Genomic DNA, 15,853 nt, shown 5'->3' with positions numbered 1-15,853 from the left:
CTAAAAACTGGGAATAACGCCTTAAATGGCGAAGAAACGGTCTAAATAGGCTGATTCAAGGCATTTACGGGAGAAAAAATCGGCTCAAACATGAAAAAATGAAATGACTGAGTCAGCCGAGAAGAATTTCCCCGCTTATTCGCACCTTCCCTAGCCATGGGTGGCGAAGATAGAGAAGGCGAACCACAGGGAGGTGGTGATGGATCCAATATCTTATCTTTTTTCGGCTTATCTCAATCTGGTGCAGCAACAGGTGACGGATATCTATGGCACCGAGCTAAAAACGCTGGTAGTGCCCTATGAGGGAGAGCAGGTTCCCTTCTCTTTCCAGCTCTGGCAGATAAAACAGCAAAGTGTCTGCCGTCCCTACGAGCAAGATGTGCGGCGCTTCAGTCAGTGCACGGTCAAGGCGCAGGCACTGTTTGGCAAACTGTGCGATGACCTGACACGGCAAGACGACAGCAGTTGGCAGCTTCCCAAGTACCGCACCATGTACTGCTCGGCCGCCATCGGCTATCGCCCCATGATCGCGGAGATCGCCGATGCCCAGCCGAGCCCGGGGAAGCTCGCGGAGCGGGCCTGTAATCAGGCTATTCTGGCGGCCATGGGCAGTGATGACGAAACCCTGCTGGCCCAGCGTGACAAGGCGTGTGCTGCCGTGCGTTAAGGTATTTCCCTAGTCAAAATAAGTGGTTAGCCCTCCTGTGCACCATGCCACAGTTTCTATTGAGGCGGGTGGGTATGATGGTGCGGCAATCACCATGACAGGGAGCAAGCATGATCAGCCATATCGACCATCTGGTATTGACGGTCAGCGACATTGAGCGGGCGGTGGCATTTTACAGCGGCGCCTTCAAGATGGAACCCATCACCTTCGGGGCGGGGCGCCGGGCGCTGCGCTTTGGCAACCAGAAGATCAATTTGCAGTTGCTGGGGGAGGAGGTGCGCAACCGGGCGCAGGTGGGGTCGGGGGATCTCTGCCTCATCACCCGCTGGCCCCTGGATCAGGTGATGGCCCAACTGGCGAGCCAGGGGGTCGAGATAGTGGAGGGGCCTGTGATGAAAAGCGGTGCCTGTGGTCCCATCGAATCGGTCTATTGTCTGGACCCGGATCGGAACCTCATCGAGATCAGCCGTTATTGCTGAGCTCCTGGCACCTTGCGGTTTGTGTCATTGCGCCCTGGTGCGCCCCTTGCGCAGCAGAGGGATCACGGTGAGCACCATGCCGGTGAAGAGCAGCAGATAGCCCAGGGGCAGCAGGGCAAAGGGCTCGTGCAGGAAGCCCTGGGCATCGAGGGTGGAGCCCAGCAGGTTGAAGGCCACAAAGCAGCCGAGCCCGGCCAGGATCAGCAGGGCACCTATTTTCATCGTCATCTTGTCATCCTCGTCAGCGAGATGGAACGGATGGGAGACTTTCATGCCTGGGTGAAGCGAGTGTGAAGTCGCGCCAGGCACCAAACACAACGGCAGCCCGAGGGCTGCCGTTGTGTTGAGGGGGAAGCACCGGGCCAAGGCGTTCAGCAGACCCCTTGCGCCAGCATGGCGTCGGCGACCTTGACGAAGCCGGCAATATTGGCGCCGCTTTCGTAGTTCACATGGTCATCATCCTGACCGTAACGGACACAGGTGGCATGGATGCTGGTCATGATTCCCTTGAGGCGGGCATCCACCTCCTCCCGGGTCCAGGAGAGGCGCTGGGCATTCTGGCTCATCTCGAGGCCCGAGGTGGCAACCCCGCCGGCGTTGGCCGCCTTGCCCGGGGCGAACAGCACCTTTGCTTCGTGGAAGAGACGGATGGCGGCGGCGCTGGAGGGCATGTTGGCCCCCTCGGCTACCAGCTGCACGCCGTTGGCAATAAGCTGCGCCGCATCTTCGGCATCCAGCTCGTTCTGGGTGGCGCAGGGGAGGGCGACGTCGGTCGCCAGGTGCCAGGGGGTGCGGCCGCTGAAGAACTCGAGCCCGAGCTCATGGGCGTAATCGGCGACCCGCTTGCGCTGCTCGTTTTTAAGCGCCATCAGACGGGCCAGCTTCTCGGGGGTGAAGCCGTCCGGATCATAGACGGTGCCGCCGGAGTCGGAGGCGGTGATGACGCGGGCGCCGAGGGCCATCGCCTTCTCGATGGCGTACTGGGCCACGTTGCCTGAGCCCGACACCGAGACCCGCAGGCCATCGAGGGACTGGCCGCGATGGGCCAGCATGGCGTCGACAAAGTAGAGCAGGCCGTAGCCGGTGGCTTCCGGACGAATGAGGCTGCCGCCAAAGGAGAGTCCCTTGCCGGTGAAGACGCACTCGGCGCTGTTGGTGAGCTTCTTCATCATGCCCGCCATGTAGCTCACCTCGCGCCCGCCCACCCCGATGTCGCCCGCCGGCACGTCGGTGTTGGCCCCCAGGTGGCGATAGAGCTCCAGCATCAGGGCCTGGCAGAAGCGCATCACTTCTCCTTCGCTCTTGCCCTTGGGATCGAAGTCGCTGCCCCCCTTGCCGCCGCCCATGGGCAGGGTGGTGAGGGCGTTCTTGAAGGTCTGCTCGAAGGCGAGGAATTTCAGCACCGAGAGATCCACCGAGGGGTGGAAGCGCATGCCGCCCTTGAAGGGGCCGATGGCGGAGCTGTGCTGCACCCGGTAGCCGCGGTTCACCTGCACCCGGCCCTGGTCATCCACCCAGCTCACCCGAAACTGCACGAGGCGCTCGGGTTCCACCAGTCGCTCCAGCAGGCCGTGTTGCAGGTAGCGGGGGTGGCGCTCCACATAGGGCCAGATGGAGGCGATCACCTCACTCACGGCCTGGATGAACTCGGGCTGGTGAGGGTTACGGCTGGCGACCTGGGCCAGAAAGGCCTCCTGGGAGAGGGAATGACTCATCTTTAACTCCTGTCGTGAATGATGAAAGTGGCGTCCTGCCAGAGAGGGGATCATGCCCGTCTTCAGGGTTCGCGGGGCTCAAGGGGCCCGTTGTTGCGTCCCGATGGGGGTGTCATTTCCCGTCGTCGGCGGGTCAGAGCAGATAATTCGCGATGACCAGAATCTTTTTATGCATTTTTGCTGGATAAATATCAAGCGTTAGATCATCTGGCTATCTGCCGAAGGCCGCACCCTATCTTCGGCGGCGGGGGCCCGGCCCATGAAGTGAGCACCATGAAGTGAAAAGAGGCGGGGAGTGTGCGGTGCAGCCCAATCAGGGCCGCGGCGTCACCGCACGCTGGATAATGGGGGCCTGCTGCTGCATCAAGGGCAGCACCCCCTGTGAGCCAGCGGCCAGGGTGCGACGGGGCCGGGCGCGTGCGCGTGCAATGTGCTACTGTAGCGGCGCTTTTTGCCGAACATGCAGAGCGCAGGCCCTTATTTCATGGAGTTGTATGCAGACGAACCCGACCACAGCGCGGCTGATCCAGCCAGCCATTCTCAAGGCCCATCCGACCCGGGAGGTGACCCATGCTGGCCGATGAATCCATGCGCCTGAACAAATACATCAGCGAGAGCGGCATCTGCTCCCGTCGTGAGGCCGATCGTTTCATCGAGCAGGGCAACGTCTTCATCAACGGCAAGCGGGCCGGAGTGGGGGATCAGGTGTTTGCCGGGGATCTGGTCAAGGTCAACGGTCAGGTGATCGAGCCGCGCGAAGCCGACAGCCTGGTCTTCATCGCCCTCAACAAGCCGGTGGGCATCGTCAGCACCACGGAGGCGGGGGAGAAGGACAACATCGTCGACTTCGTCAACCACAGCACCCGCATCTTCCCCATAGGGCGCCTCGACAAGGACTCCCAGGGGCTCATCTTCCTTACCAACCACGGGGATCTGGTGAACAAGATCCTGCGCGCCGGCAACGATCACGAGAAAGAGTACCTGGTGACCGTGGACAAGCCGGTGACCGACGAGTTCGTCCGGGGCATGGCGGCCGGGGTGCCCATCCTCGGCACCGTCACCAAGAAGTGCAAGGTGAAACGAGAGGCCCCCTTCGTGTTTCGCATCACGCTAGTGCAGGGGTTGAACCGCCAGATCCGCCGCATGTGCGAGCACTTCGGCTTCGAGGTGACCAAGCTCGAGCGCATCCGCATCATGAACGTCAGCCTCAAGGGGCTGCCGGTGGGGGAGTGGCGCGACCTCACCGACGACGAGCTGATCGAGCTGTTCAAGCTCATTGAGGACTCCTCCTCCGAGGCGAAACCGGCCAAGGGGGCTCAGATGGCCAAGCCCAAGGCAGCTGCGGCCGGCACCCCGGCCCAGGGCAAGAAGCCGCGGCGCAGCGACGATCACGAGATTGGCGGGCGGCCCAATGTCCCGGGTCCCGAGGCCTTCGAGAAGAAGAGCCCCGCAGGCAAGGGCGGGGCGGGCAAAGGGGCAGCAGGTAAAAGCGCGCCCGGCAAGGGGGGCAAACCCGCCCCGGGCAAACCGCGGCCAGGGCAGGGCGGGCGCCAGAAGAAGGGGCGCTGAGCGCCGGGCCTTCCCGCACCCTGATGAACAACACCGGCCAAGGCCGGTGTTGTGCTTTCTGGCCCCCAAGGCCGGTGCTCGCCGGATCAGGCAGGCTTGTGGCCTGCCGTCTGCACAGCCATGGCCTGCTCCGGGGGCAGGCCCATGGCCCCTGGGTAGTGGCGCGGGTTGAGACGCACCACCAGCAGGCTCATCAGGACCAGGGCGCCGAGCTGCCACTGCCAGGCGGCGGCGAAGTCACCGCTTGCATGGTGCAGGCGGGCCGCCACCCAGGGGCCGGTAGCCGCCACCATGAAACCAACCCCCTGCATCAGGGCGCAGAGGGCGCCCGCCCGGCGCGGGTCGGGCAGGTGATCCAGCGCAATCACCATGATCAGGGAGAAGCTCCCCCCAAGCCCGGCGCCGCACAGCAAGCACCAGAGCAGGGGGGCTGTCTGGGGAGCGAGCCAGAGGCCGCCAAAGCCCGCCAGCTGCATGGCGATGGCCAGCGCCATCCAGGGGCGGCGGTCCAGCCGACCGGCTGCCAGCAGGGGCAGGCCAAGGCCGCTCGCGGTCTGGGCCAGGGCGAGCCAGGCCACCAGCTCGCCCCCTTGCTGGGCGCTCCAGCCCGCCGCCATGTAGGCCGGGGCCAGCCAGGCCACGACGATGCCGTAGCCGCTGTTGATGATGCCAAAACAGGCGATGAGCAGCCAGGTGCGGGGCAGGGGGAGCAGCCGCTGCTCCCCGGTGGGGGCGGGCGTGTTGGCCGGGGTGGGCAGGGGCACCCGCCAGGCCAGCCAGCCGAGGGCCAGCAGCACCGGCAGGCCCCAGAGCGCCAGCGCCCGAGACCAGTCCAGATACTCGGCAAGGCGTGGGGTGAGCACGGCCCCGAGCGCCCCGCCCCCCATCATGCAGGCGGAGAAGATCCCCATCACCAGGGGCACCTTTTGGGCGAACCCCTCCTTGATGAGGCCGGGCAGCACCCCCTGCACCAGGGCCGAGCCCAGCCCGCACAGGGCGGCGCTGGCGATGAGCAGGGCGCCGCTCGCCAGGTCGACGCGCAGGGCGCTGCCAAGGGCGAGCAGCAGCAGGGCCGCCCCGAGCAGGGGGCGCGGGCCCGTGCGACCCAGGAGCGCCGGGGTGAGCAGCACGCCGACCCCGATAAGCCAGAGGGGCAGCAGGGTGACCCAGGCCAGGGTATCCACCCCGAGGGCCAGCCTCGCGTCGATGCGAGGGGCCAGGGGGCCGATGGCGGTGAGGAAGGGGCGCAGGTTGAGGGCGATGAGGATCACCAGCACCAGCAAGGCGCCGCTGCCCGGGGGGAGGCGGCGCTTATGCATGGGGCAGGGGACCGTAGAGGGTTTCGGCCGCGATGGGGCTTGCCAGCTTGATGAGGGGCAGGGGCGGAGGACTCAGCGGCAGTCGCAGCGCAGCGTAGGCCGCGCGGCTGTCATAGCCGAAGGGGGCGGCATCGTCGTTGTCAAAGGCGTAGTAGACCGCCTGGATGCCGTTCATCACCAGGGCCGACAGGCACATGGGGCAGGGGTGCCCGCTGGCATAGACGATGGCCCCGGCCAGCGGCCCCTGGCAACTCCCTTCCCGCAGCGCTTCCAGCTCCGCGTGACGGGTGGGGTCCCCCGCCTCCAGCATGCGGTTGACGGCGCTCGCCACCAGCCGGTTCTCCCTCACCAGCAGGGCGGCGAAGGGGCGCCCCCCTTGCTGGCGATGGGTCAGGGCCAGGTGCAGGGCCTGCTCCAGCCACTCCTGATGGCTGGGGGCCGAGGCAGCGGTGAGGGAGTTGAGGAGGCGGGCACCGTACTGGGAAGGGGGTGGCATGGTCATATCCTGGCAAAAAGGGGGAGGACAGCAGCCTAGAGGGTCGCCGCATCATTTGGAAATTAAATGATAAAATGACTTCCAGTGGTTTTATAAATGGAGATTACCCATGGAGCGCCCCCTGCTGGACCCCCAATTGCTGCAGAGCTTCGTCGCCATCGTCGAAACCGGCAGCTTTACCCGCGCCGCCGAGCGTATCCACCTCACCCAGTCCACCCTGAGCCAGCAGATGCGCCGCCTGGAGCAGCAGCTGGGTTGCACCCTGCTCGACCGATCCGGCCGCCAGGTGGTGACCACGGCCCAGGGGGAGACCCTGCTCGGGCTGGCGCGCCGCATCCTGGGGCTGCTGGCCCGGGCGGGGGAGCGGGTGAGCGAGGCGAGCCACCCCCTGCGCCTCGGGGTGCCGGAGGATTTTGCCGCGGGGGCCATGACCCCGGTGCTGGCCGCCTTCGCCCGCGCGCACCCGCAGGTGCGGCTGGAGGTGCAAAGCGATCTCAGCCATGCCCTGTGGCAGGCGTTCGAAGGGGGAGAGCTGGATCTGGCCCTCATCAAGCAGGGGCGCGGCCAGGGGGAGCCCATCGCCCGCTGGCGCGAGCCCCTGGCCTGGGTTGACAGCCGGGAGTGGCCCGCCGCCGGGCGCGACCCCCTGCCTCTGGTGGTGTTTCCAAGCGAGGGGCTCTACCGGCGCCAGATGACCGACGCCCTGGATGCCGAGGGGATCCCCTGGCGCATCGCCTATGTGAGCGGCAGTCTCGCCAGCCTGCAAGGGGCGGTGAGCGCGGGGATCGGGGTCAGCCTGCTGCCGGCGCGCCTGCTGCAACCGGATCAGGTGGTGCTGACCCACTGGCCTGCGGTGCGCTCGGTGGAGCTGGCCCTGCACCAGGGGCCGGGCACGAGCGAGCCCCTCGCCCGGCTGGGGGAGGCGCTGATCGCGCTCTGTGACGAGGTGATGGGGCCGAGGTAGCCCGGGCGGCCAGGGGTCAGGCCAGGGCCTGTTTTGGTACCACGGCGAGCCAGATTTCCACTTCGCCGCTGCCGGTGGCGGCGTCAAAGCGGGCGCCGTAGCGCTCGAAATCCGGCTGCTGGGCAGATTGATAGTCCGATTGCGCGAGCCACGCCAGGGCCTGGCGCCAGGTGTGCGGCAGGGTCGCGACATGCCCCTGATGCAAGAAGATGGCGTAGGTCTGGGGGGCGATGCGCATGCGGCCAAGCCCGGGAGGCAGCACCTCCAGGGCGGCGACCTCCACCCCGCAGAGGTATTCGCAGTGGGTGTCGGTGGCGGCGCAGATGACGCCATAGGCGTGCTCACCGAGTTGTCCCGGCAGAGGAAGCAGGGCGCTGAGGTCGCGCCACTGGCCGGCGAAGTCCCCCTGCTCGAAGGGGTGGTGACGGCGCAGCCCCCCGAGGAGCATGGCGCGGCCTTGTTCGATGCGAATGGGGGCTGACATGGTGCCTCCTGCGGGGGCGCTCAGGCCTCCCGACCTTCCTCGAGCTTGCGCTCATAATCCCGGCGAACGATGGCGAGTGCCGCCAGGGCCAGCGCGGGGGCGATGTGGTTGGTTTCCAGCAGTTCAATCAGATCCACCGCGAGCTGGACCTCGGGGGGGGCATTTTCCAGGGACATCTTGGGTTCTCAAGGGCAAGGGTGGTCGCCATTATAGCGCCCGGCGGCGCGAAGACACGCCCCGGCAGCCCGGGGCGGGACGGGTCACATGTGCTGGCGCATCTCCTTGTCCAGCTCCTCGCGCAGGGCCATCAGCTTTTTGGCGTACTGCTGCAACTGCAGATCGCTCTCGCTCACCGGCTGCCACTGGGGCACCGGAGTGGGTTTGCCATGCTCGTCCATGGCCACGAAGATGATGATGCAGTGGGTGGTCTTGCGCCGCTCCGGGTCGGTGGGGTGGCGGCTGTAGACATCCACCGCCAGGTGCATGCTGGTGGTGCCGGTGTGGATCACCTTGGCGTGCACCTCAACCAGTTGGCCTATCTGGATGGGGCGCAAGAAGCGGATGCCCCCCACATAGACGGTGACGGCATAGCCGCCACACCAACCGGCGGCGCAGGCGTAGCCGGCCTGGTCAATCCACTTCATCACCATGCCGCCATGGACTTTGCCGCCAAAGTTGACATCGGCGGGTTCGGCGAGAAATTGCAGGGTCAGTTCACGGGCGCTCATGGTACTTCCTTATGTCGAGGCAAGGGGGGACTCCTTGGCTGTCCCCCGGGGACAATAGCAGCGGTCGGGGCCGGCACTGATCCAACCAGCGCCTCTTCTTGTCTGCGTCGTCATTCACCTTGAGTTCAGCGCAGGCGGCCCAGCATGACTCATCACGCGAGCGAGGAGGCCCCATGAAACAGATGCTGGAGCAATTGATGGGAGCTGGCAAGGGCTGGCTCAACGACGGTGGTGACACGCGCAAGGCCCAGATGAAGGGCATGGCGCAGGGGGGATTGGCCGCCGGGGCCATGGCGCTGCTGCTTGGCAACAAGAAGATGCGCAAATATGGCACCAAGGTGGCGGCGGTGGGGGGGGCGGCAGCCCTCGGGGGGCTGGCCTACAAGCTCTATCAGGACTGGCAGACCCAGCAGTCCACCCCGGCCCAGCCGACCCAGCCCCTTGACACCCTGGAGGGCAAGGCCCTGGATGCCCGCGCCAACCTGCTGGTGCGCGCCATGGTGGCGGCAGCCCGGGCCGACGGCCACATCGATGCCGCCGAGCGCCAGAAGATCCAGGAGTACCTGACCGAACAGGGGGAGCGGGATGCGGCCCGCTGGATTGACGCCGAGCTCTCCCGCCCCCTCGACCCCCATGTCCTGGCGCGAGAAGTGACCGACATGGAGCTGGCGACCGAGGTCTACCTCGCCTCCCTGCTGACCATCGAGGTGGATCACTTCATGGAGCGCGGCTATCTGGACGAGCTGGCGCGTGCCTTGAAGCTGGATGACAACCTCAAGGGGAGCATAGAGCGCCAGGTGGCCCAGCTGGGGGCGCCGGGTTGATCCCGCATTGCCATCAGGATTGTCCACAAGGCCCCGTCATGGGGCCTTGTCGTTGCCGGGGGGCTGTTGATTGCCGTGACGAGCCGATAAGATGCGGGTTCCAAAGGGTGACCGCCGAGCCTCTTTCCTCGCTGGCGACCCTCACTGCAAGGAGCATCAGGTGGACATTCGCAAGGCAACTGAACAGGATATCGACGCTATTTTGGCCCTGAACCGGCAGATAGGTCAGCTCCACTTCGAGCAGGTGCCCGAGGTGTTCTGCCCCCCGTCCCCGGAGGACAGGGTCTTCTTGCTCGGCGCCATTGCCGACGAGGCGCGTCTTTTCTGCGTGGCGGTGGTGGCGGGAGAGGTGGCGGGCTTTCTCACCGCCCGCATCGACCTCAACGAGAGCGTCCCCTTTCTCAGCAAGCTGCCCGTCTGCCGCATCACGACCGTGGTGGTGGATGAGGGGCTCCGCTCCCGGGGCATCGGCCGGGCGCTGATCGCCCACGGGGACCAGTGGGGCAAGGCGCGGGGTGCAAGCCAGTTGCGCCTGGAGGTGATGGCTTTCAACGAGCGGGCCAGGGCCCTCTACGAGCGATTGGGCTTCAAGGCCCAGTCACAGACCATGGCCAGATAAGGCGCATTCGCTTGCAAAAGGGCCCGTTACGGGCCCTTGTCGTGTGAGGCGTCAGGGGGGCTCTGCCAGGTTTCCCGTTGCCGGGCGATGAGGTCCGCAAGCCGGTTGAGCGCCGCGTCCAGTTGCGGGCTCCAGGGATGGGAGCTGTTGAGGCGCAGGCAGTGGTTGTGCTGGCCCTGGCTGGAGAAGAGGGCCCCGGGGGCGATGGAGACGCCCTGTTCGATGGCGCTGGCATAGAGCGCCCGGCCATCGAGGCGGGCGTCAAATTCGAGCCAGAGAAAGTAGCCCCCATCCGGGGAGGAGATACGCGCCTCGGGAAAGAGGCGCATCAGGGCTGCCCGCATCTGCTGCTGGCGCTGGGCCAGGGTGTGGCGCAGGCGGCGAAAGTGGGCGTCCACCCCGCCCTGGCGCAACATGTCGGCCAGCGCCAGCTGACTGGGCACATTGGTCGAGAGCGTCGACATCAGTTGCAGCCGCTGGATGCGCTCGGCGTGGCGCTTCGCCACCACCCAGCCGACCCGAAAGCCCGGCGCCAGACACTTGGTCCAGGAGCCGCACAGCAGGCTCTCTCCCCGCGTATCCCAATGGGTGATGGGCCTTGGCCGCTCGCGCCCGACATAGAGCTCCGCATAGACGTCATCCTCCACCAGGGGGACCTGATGGCGGTTGAGCAGACCCATCAGCGCATGCTTGTGCTCATCCGGCATGGTGTGACCGAGGGGGTGCTGCACATTGCCCATCAGCCAGCACGCCTTGACGGGGCGCTGGGCGAGGGCCTCCTCCAGCAGGGCGAGATCGATGCCCACCCCGGGGATCACCGGGATCTCCACCACCTTGAGCTTGAGCCGCTCGATGGCCTGCAGGGCGCCGTAGAAGGTGGGGGACTCCACCACCACCCAGTCGCCGGGCTCGGTCAGCACCTGAAGACTGAGGGAAAGCGCCTCCATGGCCCCCGTGGTGATGATGATCTGCTGGGGATCCACCGCCATCCCCTCGCCGGCGTAGCGCCGGGCGATGGCGCGGCGCAGTGCCTCGTTGCCGGGGGGCAGATCTGCCACCGTGCTGAAGGGATCGAGGCGGCGCATGCAACTGCCGAGGGCCCGACCGAGCTGGGGGTGTGGGAAGAGGGTCGGGTCCGCCACCGCCATGCCAAGGGGCACCAGCTCCCGTGACTTGCTCGCCTGCAGCACCTCGAACACCAGATCGTTGATGTCCACCGAGCCGCTGTAGCGGGCCTGCTGGGGCTGGCTCTCCCGCCGGGCCGTGCTCGCGGCCTTGACGTAGTAGCCGGACTGGGGCCGCGCCAGGATGAGGCCCCGGCTTTCGAGCAACTGATAGGCCTGGAGCACCGTCATGGGGCTGAGGCCATGGGTCTTGCAGCTCTGGCGGATGGAGGGGATGCGCTCCCCCGGCTGCCAGAGGCCGCTCGTGATCTGCTGTTGCAGCTGGTCTGCCAACTGGCCGTAGCGGGACATGGTGGGCCCAAACTGTTATAGGTGTTTTTCACTATAACTGCATCTGTTATAGGTGTCATGGACCATGGTGTACTTGGCGGGCGAAAACCTGTCCGTTAAATGCAACATAGAGAGTCATGCATGATAAGCCTGGATGATGTGGTCAGCCTCTCCCGAATACAGTTCGGGGCGACGGCGATGTTCCACTTTCTGTTTGTGCCCCTCACCCTGGGGCTGTCCTGGATCCTGGTGATCGCCGAGTCGGCCTACGTGATGACCGGCAAGGTGATCTACAAGGACATCACCCGTTTCTGGGGCAAGCTGTTTGGCATCAACTTCGTGATGGGGGTGACCACCGGGATCACCCTGGAGTTCCAGTTCGGGACCAACTGGGCCTATTACTCCCACTATGTCGGCGATATCTTCGGCACGCCGCTGGCGGTGGAGGGGCTGATGGCCTTCTTCCTCGAGTCTACATTGGTGGGCCTTTTCTTCTTCGGCTGGGACAAGCTCTCCCGCGGTCAGCACCTGCTGGTGACCATGCTGGTGGCGCTCGGCTCCAACCTCTCCGCCCTCTGGATCCTCATCGCCAACGGCTGGATGCAAAACCCGGTCGGCGCCGAGTTCAACCCCATGACCATGCGCATGGAGCTGGTGGACGTGGCCGCGGTCATCTTCAACCCGGTGGCCCAGGTCAAGTTCGTCCACACGGTGGCGGCAGGCTATGTGGCGGCCTCCCTGTTCGTGATGGGGGTGAGCAGCTGGTATCTGCTGCGCGGCATGGAGGTGCGCTTCGCCCTGCGATCCTTTGCCATCGCCTCGGGCTTTGGCCTCGCGGCCATCCTCTCGGTCATCGTGCTCGGGGACGAGTCGGGCTATCGCTCGGGGGAGGTGCAGAAGGTCAAGCTCGCCGCCATCGAGGCGGAGTGGGAGACGGAGCCCGCCCCGGCTTCTTTCACCCTGTTCGGCCTGCCGGATCAGCGTGCCGAGACCACCCACGCGGCCATCAAGATCCCCTATCTGATGGGCATCATCGCCACCCGCTCCCTGGATGAGCAGGTGACGGGCCTCAAAGATCTGAAAGCGCAGCACGAGGCGCGCATTCGCAGCGGCATGCTGGCCCACGAGGCGCTCGAAGCGATGCGGGCAGACGGCAGCAACCAGGCGGCCCGCGCCACCTTCGAGCGCCACCGCAGCGATCTGGGCTACGGCCTCTTGCTCACCCCCTATGCCAAGGAGATTGGCAAGGCGGACGAGGGGGCCATCGCCAAGGCGGTGGAGGACTCCATCCCCCAGGTGGCGCCGCTGTTCTGGAGCTTTCGCCTGATGGTGGGCATCGGCGTGGCGCTGCTGGCGCTCTTTGCCGCCGCCTTCCTGCAACTGTGCCGGGGCAGGCTGGTGCAATCCCCGCGGCTGCTCAGGGCCCTGCTCTGGTCTATCCCGCTGCCCTGGATTGCCATCGAGGCGGGCTGGTTCGTGGCAGAGTTCGGTCGCCAGCCCTGGACCATCAGCGACGTGCTGCCGGTGTCGGCCTCCGTCTCCCTGCTGCAACCGGGGCAGCTCTGGTTCAGCCTCATCGCCATCTTCCTCATCTACAGCAGCCTGCTGGTGGTGGAGTTGTTCTTGTTGCGTCATGTGATCCGCAAAGGGCCTGCCAGCCTGCAGACGGGTCGTTATCAAGGTGAAGTGTTGCAAAACGGGAGTCCTGCCTGATGGATTACGAAACCCTGAAAGTGATCTGGTGGGGGCTGGTGCTCTTCCTGCTGGTCGGCTTCGTGGTGATGGATGGCTTCGATCTCGGGGTCGGCATGCTGCTGCCCGTGGTCGGCAAGACGGATGACGAGCGGCGGGTGCTGCTCAACAGCGTGGGGCCGGTGTGGGAGGGCAACCAGGTGTGGCTCATCGCCGGTGCCGGCACCCTGTTTGCCGCCTGGCCCCTGGTCTATGCCGCCGCCTTCTCGGCGCTTTACGTGCCCTTCATGTTCCTGCTGTTCGGTCTCTTTTTGCGCCCGGTGGGCTTTGACTATCGCAGCAAGCTGCCGGACCCGGTCTGGCGCCGCTGGTGGGACCGCGCCCTGGTGGTGGGCGGTCTGCTGCCGACCCTGGTGTTTGGTGCCACCCTTGGCCTCGTGCTGCAAGGGCTGCCGTTTCGCTTCGATGCGGCCCTTCGCATCCACTATGGCGCCTTTGCGTTCCACTGGCCGCTGCTGTTGACCGCCATGGGGACGGCGCTGGCGCTGCTCTTGCTGCACGGTGCCAGCTTCCTGCAGTGCAAGACCCAGGGGGCCATAGCGGCGCGCAGCGCCCGCCTCGCCCTCTGGCTCGGCCCCCTGGCGAGCGCCCTCTTTGCCCTTGGCGGCGTCTGGCTTGGAGAGATGGCGGGGTATCGCATCACGGCCATCGGCGATCTCAACGGCGCCCTCACTCCGCTGATGAAAGAGGTGGTGGCGGTGCCGGCGGGCTGGCTTGGCAACTTTGTCGCCCATCCGGTGCTCTGGGCCGTGCCTGTGCTCGGGCTCCTGCTGCCCCTGGTGTGCGCGCTGGCAAGCCGCTTCGGCAAGTCCGGGCTGGCTCTCGTTGCCAGCGGCGGTGCCTGCGCCGCCATGATGCTGACCGTGGCCATCGCGCTCTTCCCCTTCGTGCTGCCCTCGTCCCTGGATCCGGCCAGCAGCCTGACCCTGTGGGACAGCACCTCCAGCGAGCGCACCCTGCTTATCATGCTGGGGATCGTCGGAGTACTGATGCCGGTCAACATCGGCTACACCCTCTGGGTATACCGGGTGGTGCGCGGCAGGGTCAGCGCCGAGCAGGTGCGCCAGCACGGCCACAGCCTCTACTAATCCGCTTCAACACAAGGATCAACGCGATATGTGGTATTTCACCTGGTTGCTGGGGCTGGGGTTCGCCTTGCTCTGCGGGCTGGTCAACCTGCTCTGGCTGGAGGCGCGCTGGGCTGCCGATGAGGATCTCAAGGAGCCCTGAGCCTCGCATCTTGCCCATGAAAAAAAGGCCGACACAGGGTGTCGGCCTTTTGCTTGCCCGGGGGTCAGGCAAGGGCGGCGCGGCGCTCGCCCGCTTCGCTGACATGGGTGAGGCCGTAGGCCAGCAGCACGATGAGGGCGCCAATCCAGGGGGTGTGCATCAGGCCGAGGTGCTCCACCACGAAACCGCCGACCACGGAGCCCAGCGCAATGCCGACGTTGAAGGCGGCGATGTTGAGGCCGGAGGCCACATCCACGGCATTGGGGGTGTGGCGCTCGGCCTGTTTCACCACCAGTACCTGCAGACCCGGCACGTTGCCAAAGGCGAAGGCGCCCCACACCAGCACGGTCAGTACCGCCAGCACCGGGTGCGGTGCGGTGAAGGTGAGCACCAGCAGCACCACGGCGAGACCTGCAAACAGCAGCTTGAGGGCGGGCAATGGGCCCATCCGGTCGGCGAGCTTGCCGCCCCAGATATTGCCGACGGCGACCGATACCCCGTACACCAGCAGAATGAGGCTGACCGCGCCGGCGCTAAAGCCGCTCACCTGTTGCAGGATGGGGGCGAGGAAGGTAAACGCCGTGAAGGCACCGCCGTAACCGAGCGCCGTCTTGGCGTAGACCAGCAGCAAGGGCTTCCTGGTGAGCACCGAGAGCTGCTCGCGAACGCTGGAGGCGGCCCCCTTCGGCAGGTTCCCCGGTACCAGCAGCATGCTGCCCACCATGGCGACGAGGCCGAGCAGGCTCACCACCAGGAAGGTCTCGCGCCAGCCAAAGACCTGACCAATCCAGGTGCCAAGCGGGACGCCGGTCACCAGGGCGACCGTGAGGCCGCTGAACATGATGGCGATGGCGCTGGCCGCCTTCTCTTTGGCCACGAGACCCGTGGCGATGGTGCTGCCTACCGAGAAGAAGACCCCGTGGGCCAGCCCGGTGAGGATGCGGGCCACAATCAGGCTCTCGTACCCGGGGGCCTGCCAGGCCAGCAGGTTGCCGACGGTGAAGAGGGCCATCAGCCCCACCAGCAGCCACTTGCGCGGCAGCTTGCCGGTGAGTGCCGTGAGCACGGGGGCGCCGATGGCCACCCCAAGGGCATAGAGGCTGACCAGGAGGCCCGCCGAGGGGAGCGAGACATTGAGCTGTTCGGCGATGGTGGGGATGAGCCCCACGATCACGAATTCGGTGGTGCCTATAGCAAAGGCACTTAAGGTGAGGGCAAATAACGCCAGTGGCATAACAACTCCTTGGATTGGGACTCCCGACGGGAGAATGGCGCCAGTATGCCGAGGGTGTTTGTTGGTAAAAATGACGGCAACGTCAAATTACTTTTGCCAAATCAGCAGCAATGGGGCCGTGAAATGGGGTATTGGGAGTGGTCGAGGCAACTGCGGCAAGAGCGGCCGTAGCGTGCGAGGTGGGTGCAGAGACAAAACGTACAGACCGAACTGGGAATAAAGAGGGAAGGGCAGCGGAAGGTTGCAGGGGAGGGGGCCAGCGGCGCGGGTGGCAGTGACGCGCGGTATTGGGGACAAAAAAGCGGGAGGCATTGTGCCT

18 protein-coding genes are annotated in these 15,853 nt (G+C 65.7%); 9 read left to right on the top strand and 9 right to left on the bottom strand.

Annotated features, from left to right (window positions below):
• Positions 1-199: 199 nt before the first annotated feature.
• Together AB5Y54_RS12165 and AB5Y54_RS12160 are read left to right on the top strand one after the other, a co-directional pair.
• A complete protein-coding gene (locus AB5Y54_RS12165; RefSeq protein ID WP_114522602.1) occupies positions 200-667 on the top strand; it encodes a hypothetical protein in 468 nt (155 codons plus the stop codon).
• A 110-nt stretch (positions 668-777) separates the two neighbouring features.
• Positions 778-1,146 carry a VOC family protein gene (locus AB5Y54_RS12160; protein WP_045525366.1) on the top strand — a complete coding sequence of 123 codons (369 nt, stop codon included), beginning with the start codon at positions 778-780 and terminating at the stop codon, positions 1,144-1,146.
• A gap of 24 nt (positions 1,147-1,170) precedes the next feature.
• Here AB5Y54_RS12160 and AB5Y54_RS12155 read toward each other — a convergent pair whose 3' ends face one another.
• Both AB5Y54_RS12155 and gdhA read right to left on the bottom strand, forming a co-directional pair.
• Positions 1,171-1,374, bottom strand: coding sequence for a DUF3955 domain-containing protein (locus tag AB5Y54_RS12155; protein ID WP_114522603.1), 204 nt, complete (start codon positions 1,372-1,374; stop codon positions 1,171-1,173).
• A 143-nt stretch (positions 1,375-1,517) separates the two neighbouring features.
• Positions 1,518-2,861 carry an NADP-specific glutamate dehydrogenase gene (gene gdhA / locus AB5Y54_RS12150; RefSeq protein ID WP_109422413.1) on the bottom strand — a complete coding sequence of 448 codons (1,344 nt, stop codon included), beginning with the start codon at positions 2,859-2,861 and terminating at the stop codon, positions 1,518-1,520.
• A 570-nt stretch (positions 2,862-3,431) separates the two neighbouring features.
• On the opposite strand from gdhA, the gene rluF reads away from it, so the two are divergent.
• Entirely contained in the window at positions 3,432-4,430 is a 999-nt protein-coding gene (rluF, locus tag AB5Y54_RS12145; protein WP_368153869.1) for a 23S rRNA pseudouridine(2604) synthase RluF, read from the top strand.
• Between the two features lie 86 nt (positions 4,431-4,516).
• On the opposite strand, the gene AB5Y54_RS12140 is transcribed toward rluF, so the two are convergent.
• Both AB5Y54_RS12140 and AB5Y54_RS12135 read right to left on the bottom strand, forming a co-directional pair.
• A complete protein-coding gene (locus AB5Y54_RS12140; RefSeq protein ID WP_368153868.1) occupies positions 4,517-5,749 on the bottom strand; it encodes an MFS transporter in 1,233 nt (410 codons plus the stop codon).
• A complete protein-coding gene (locus AB5Y54_RS12135) occupies positions 5,742-6,245 on the bottom strand; it encodes a nucleoside deaminase (RefSeq protein WP_227263539.1) in 504 nt (167 codons plus the stop codon). Before AB5Y54_RS12135 ends, AB5Y54_RS12140 begins: the two co-directional genes overlap by 8 nt.
• 121 nt (positions 6,246-6,366) lie before the next feature.
• On the opposite strand from AB5Y54_RS12135, the gene AB5Y54_RS12130 reads away from it, so the two are divergent.
• Entirely contained in the window at positions 6,367-7,209 is an 843-nt protein-coding gene (locus AB5Y54_RS12130; protein ID WP_324046967.1) for a LysR family transcriptional regulator, read from the top strand.
• Between the two features lie 16 nt (positions 7,210-7,225).
• On the opposite strand, the gene AB5Y54_RS12125 is transcribed toward AB5Y54_RS12130, so the two are convergent.
• The 3 genes from AB5Y54_RS12125 to AB5Y54_RS12115 form a co-directional block, all read right to left on the bottom strand.
• Complete coding sequence (locus AB5Y54_RS12125) at positions 7,226-7,693, bottom strand: GyrI-like domain-containing protein (RefSeq protein ID WP_039038603.1); 468 nt, start codon at positions 7,691-7,693, stop codon at positions 7,226-7,228.
• Positions 7,694-7,713: 20 nt separating this feature from the next.
• On the bottom strand, positions 7,714-7,869 hold the full coding sequence (gene rsmS, locus AB5Y54_RS12120; protein WP_010674200.1) for a pleiotropic regulatory protein RsmS: 156 nt from the start codon (positions 7,867-7,869) through the stop codon (positions 7,714-7,716).
• Positions 7,870-7,953: 84 nt separating this feature from the next.
• Positions 7,954-8,421, bottom strand: coding sequence for an acyl-CoA thioesterase (locus AB5Y54_RS12115; protein ID WP_010674201.1), 468 nt, complete (start codon positions 8,419-8,421; stop codon positions 7,954-7,956).
• A 173-nt stretch (positions 8,422-8,594) separates the two neighbouring features.
• On the opposite strand from AB5Y54_RS12115, the gene AB5Y54_RS12110 reads away from it, so the two are divergent.
• Both AB5Y54_RS12110 and AB5Y54_RS12105 read left to right on the top strand, forming a co-directional pair.
• The gene (locus tag AB5Y54_RS12110; protein WP_042015902.1) at positions 8,595-9,245 is read left to right on the top strand and encodes a tellurite resistance TerB family protein; all 651 of its coding nucleotides are present in this window, start codon (positions 8,595-8,597) and stop codon (positions 9,243-9,245) included.
• Between the two features lie 160 nt (positions 9,246-9,405).
• Positions 9,406-9,864 carry a GNAT family N-acetyltransferase gene (locus tag AB5Y54_RS12105; protein WP_200164446.1) on the top strand — a complete coding sequence of 153 codons (459 nt, stop codon included), beginning with the start codon at positions 9,406-9,408 and terminating at the stop codon, positions 9,862-9,864.
• 26 nt (positions 9,865-9,890) lie between these two features.
• Here AB5Y54_RS12105 and AB5Y54_RS12100 read toward each other — a convergent pair whose 3' ends face one another.
• Entirely contained in the window at positions 9,891-11,339 is a 1,449-nt protein-coding gene (locus AB5Y54_RS12100) for a PLP-dependent aminotransferase family protein (RefSeq protein ID WP_202043935.1), read from the bottom strand.
• Positions 11,340-11,459: 120 nt separating this feature from the next.
• Between AB5Y54_RS12100 and AB5Y54_RS12095 the strand changes: the two genes are divergently transcribed.
• Genes AB5Y54_RS12095 through AB5Y54_RS12085 form a run of 3 tightly spaced genes read left to right on the top strand, consistent with a single transcriptional unit; the run spans position 11,460 to position 14,300 of the window.
• Complete coding sequence (locus AB5Y54_RS12095) at positions 11,460-13,031, top strand: cytochrome ubiquinol oxidase subunit I (RefSeq protein WP_048207353.1); 1,572 nt, start codon at positions 11,460-11,462, stop codon at positions 13,029-13,031.
• Complete coding sequence (cydB, locus tag AB5Y54_RS12090) at positions 13,031-14,158, top strand: cytochrome d ubiquinol oxidase subunit II (protein WP_201889790.1); 1,128 nt, start codon at positions 13,031-13,033, stop codon at positions 14,156-14,158. Before AB5Y54_RS12095 ends, cydB begins: the two co-directional genes overlap by 1 nt.
• Positions 14,159-14,186: 28 nt before the next feature.
• The gene (locus AB5Y54_RS12085; RefSeq protein ID WP_010674207.1) at positions 14,187-14,300 is read left to right on the top strand and encodes a CydX/CbdX family cytochrome bd oxidase small subunit; all 114 of its coding nucleotides are present in this window, start codon (positions 14,187-14,189) and stop codon (positions 14,298-14,300) included.
• A 64-nt stretch (positions 14,301-14,364) separates the two neighbouring features.
• On the opposite strand, the gene AB5Y54_RS12080 is transcribed toward AB5Y54_RS12085, so the two are convergent.
• Positions 14,365-15,534, bottom strand: a complete 1,170-nt coding sequence (locus AB5Y54_RS12080) for an MFS transporter (RefSeq protein ID WP_042865230.1) — start codon at positions 15,532-15,534, stop codon at positions 14,365-14,367.
• Between the last annotated feature and the right edge of the window lie 319 nt (positions 15,535-15,853).

Source organism: Aeromonas sp. s9, assembly GCF_040907765.1.
Lineage (GTDB): Bacteria > Pseudomonadota > Gammaproteobacteria > Enterobacterales > Aeromonadaceae > Aeromonas > Aeromonas caviae.
The sequence above is the reverse complement of the archived record's forward strand: the minus strand, read 5'-3'. Positions and strand labels throughout refer to the sequence as shown.

Coding starts and splice junctions, on each gene's coding strand:
- AB5Y54_RS12165 (WP_114522602.1), top strand. CDS start 200: ATGGATCCAATATCTTATCTTTTTTCGGCTTATCTCAATCTGGTGCAG.
- AB5Y54_RS12160 (WP_045525366.1), top strand. CDS start 778: ATGATCAGCCATATCGACCATCTGGTATTGACGGTCAGCGACATTGAG.
- AB5Y54_RS12155 (WP_114522603.1), bottom strand. CDS start 1,374: ATGACGATGAAAATAGGTGCCCTGCTGATCCTGGCCGGGCTCGGCTGC.
- gdhA (WP_109422413.1), bottom strand. CDS start 2,861: ATGAGTCATTCCCTCTCCCAGGAGGCCTTTCTGGCCCAGGTCGCCAGC.
- rluF (WP_368153869.1), top strand. CDS start 3,432: ATGCTGGCCGATGAATCCATGCGCCTGAACAAATACATCAGCGAGAGC.
- AB5Y54_RS12140 (WP_368153868.1), bottom strand. CDS start 5,749: ATGCATAAGCGCCGCCTCCCCCCGGGCAGCGGCGCCTTGCTGGTGCTG.
- AB5Y54_RS12135 (WP_227263539.1), bottom strand. CDS start 6,245: ATGCCACCCCCTTCCCAGTACGGTGCCCGCCTCCTCAACTCCCTCACC.
- AB5Y54_RS12125 (WP_039038603.1), bottom strand. CDS start 7,693: ATGTCAGCCCCCATTCGCATCGAACAAGGCCGCGCCATGCTCCTCGGG.
- rsmS (WP_010674200.1), bottom strand. CDS start 7,869: ATGTCCCTGGAAAATGCCCCCCCCGAGGTCCAGCTCGCGGTGGATCTG.
- AB5Y54_RS12115 (WP_010674201.1), bottom strand. CDS start 8,421: ATGAGCGCCCGTGAACTGACCCTGCAATTTCTCGCCGAACCCGCCGAT.
- AB5Y54_RS12110 (WP_042015902.1), top strand. CDS start 8,595: ATGAAACAGATGCTGGAGCAATTGATGGGAGCTGGCAAGGGCTGGCTC.
- AB5Y54_RS12100 (WP_202043935.1), bottom strand. CDS start 11,339: ATGTCCCGCTACGGCCAGTTGGCAGACCAGCTGCAACAGCAGATCACG.
- AB5Y54_RS12095 (WP_048207353.1), top strand. CDS start 11,460: ATGATAAGCCTGGATGATGTGGTCAGCCTCTCCCGAATACAGTTCGGG.
- cydB (WP_201889790.1), top strand. CDS start 13,031: ATGGATTACGAAACCCTGAAAGTGATCTGGTGGGGGCTGGTGCTCTTC.
- AB5Y54_RS12085 (WP_010674207.1), top strand. CDS start 14,187: ATGTGGTATTTCACCTGGTTGCTGGGGCTGGGGTTCGCCTTGCTCTGC.
- AB5Y54_RS12080 (WP_042865230.1), bottom strand. CDS start 15,534: ATGCCACTGGCGTTATTTGCCCTCACCTTAAGTGCCTTTGCTATAGGC.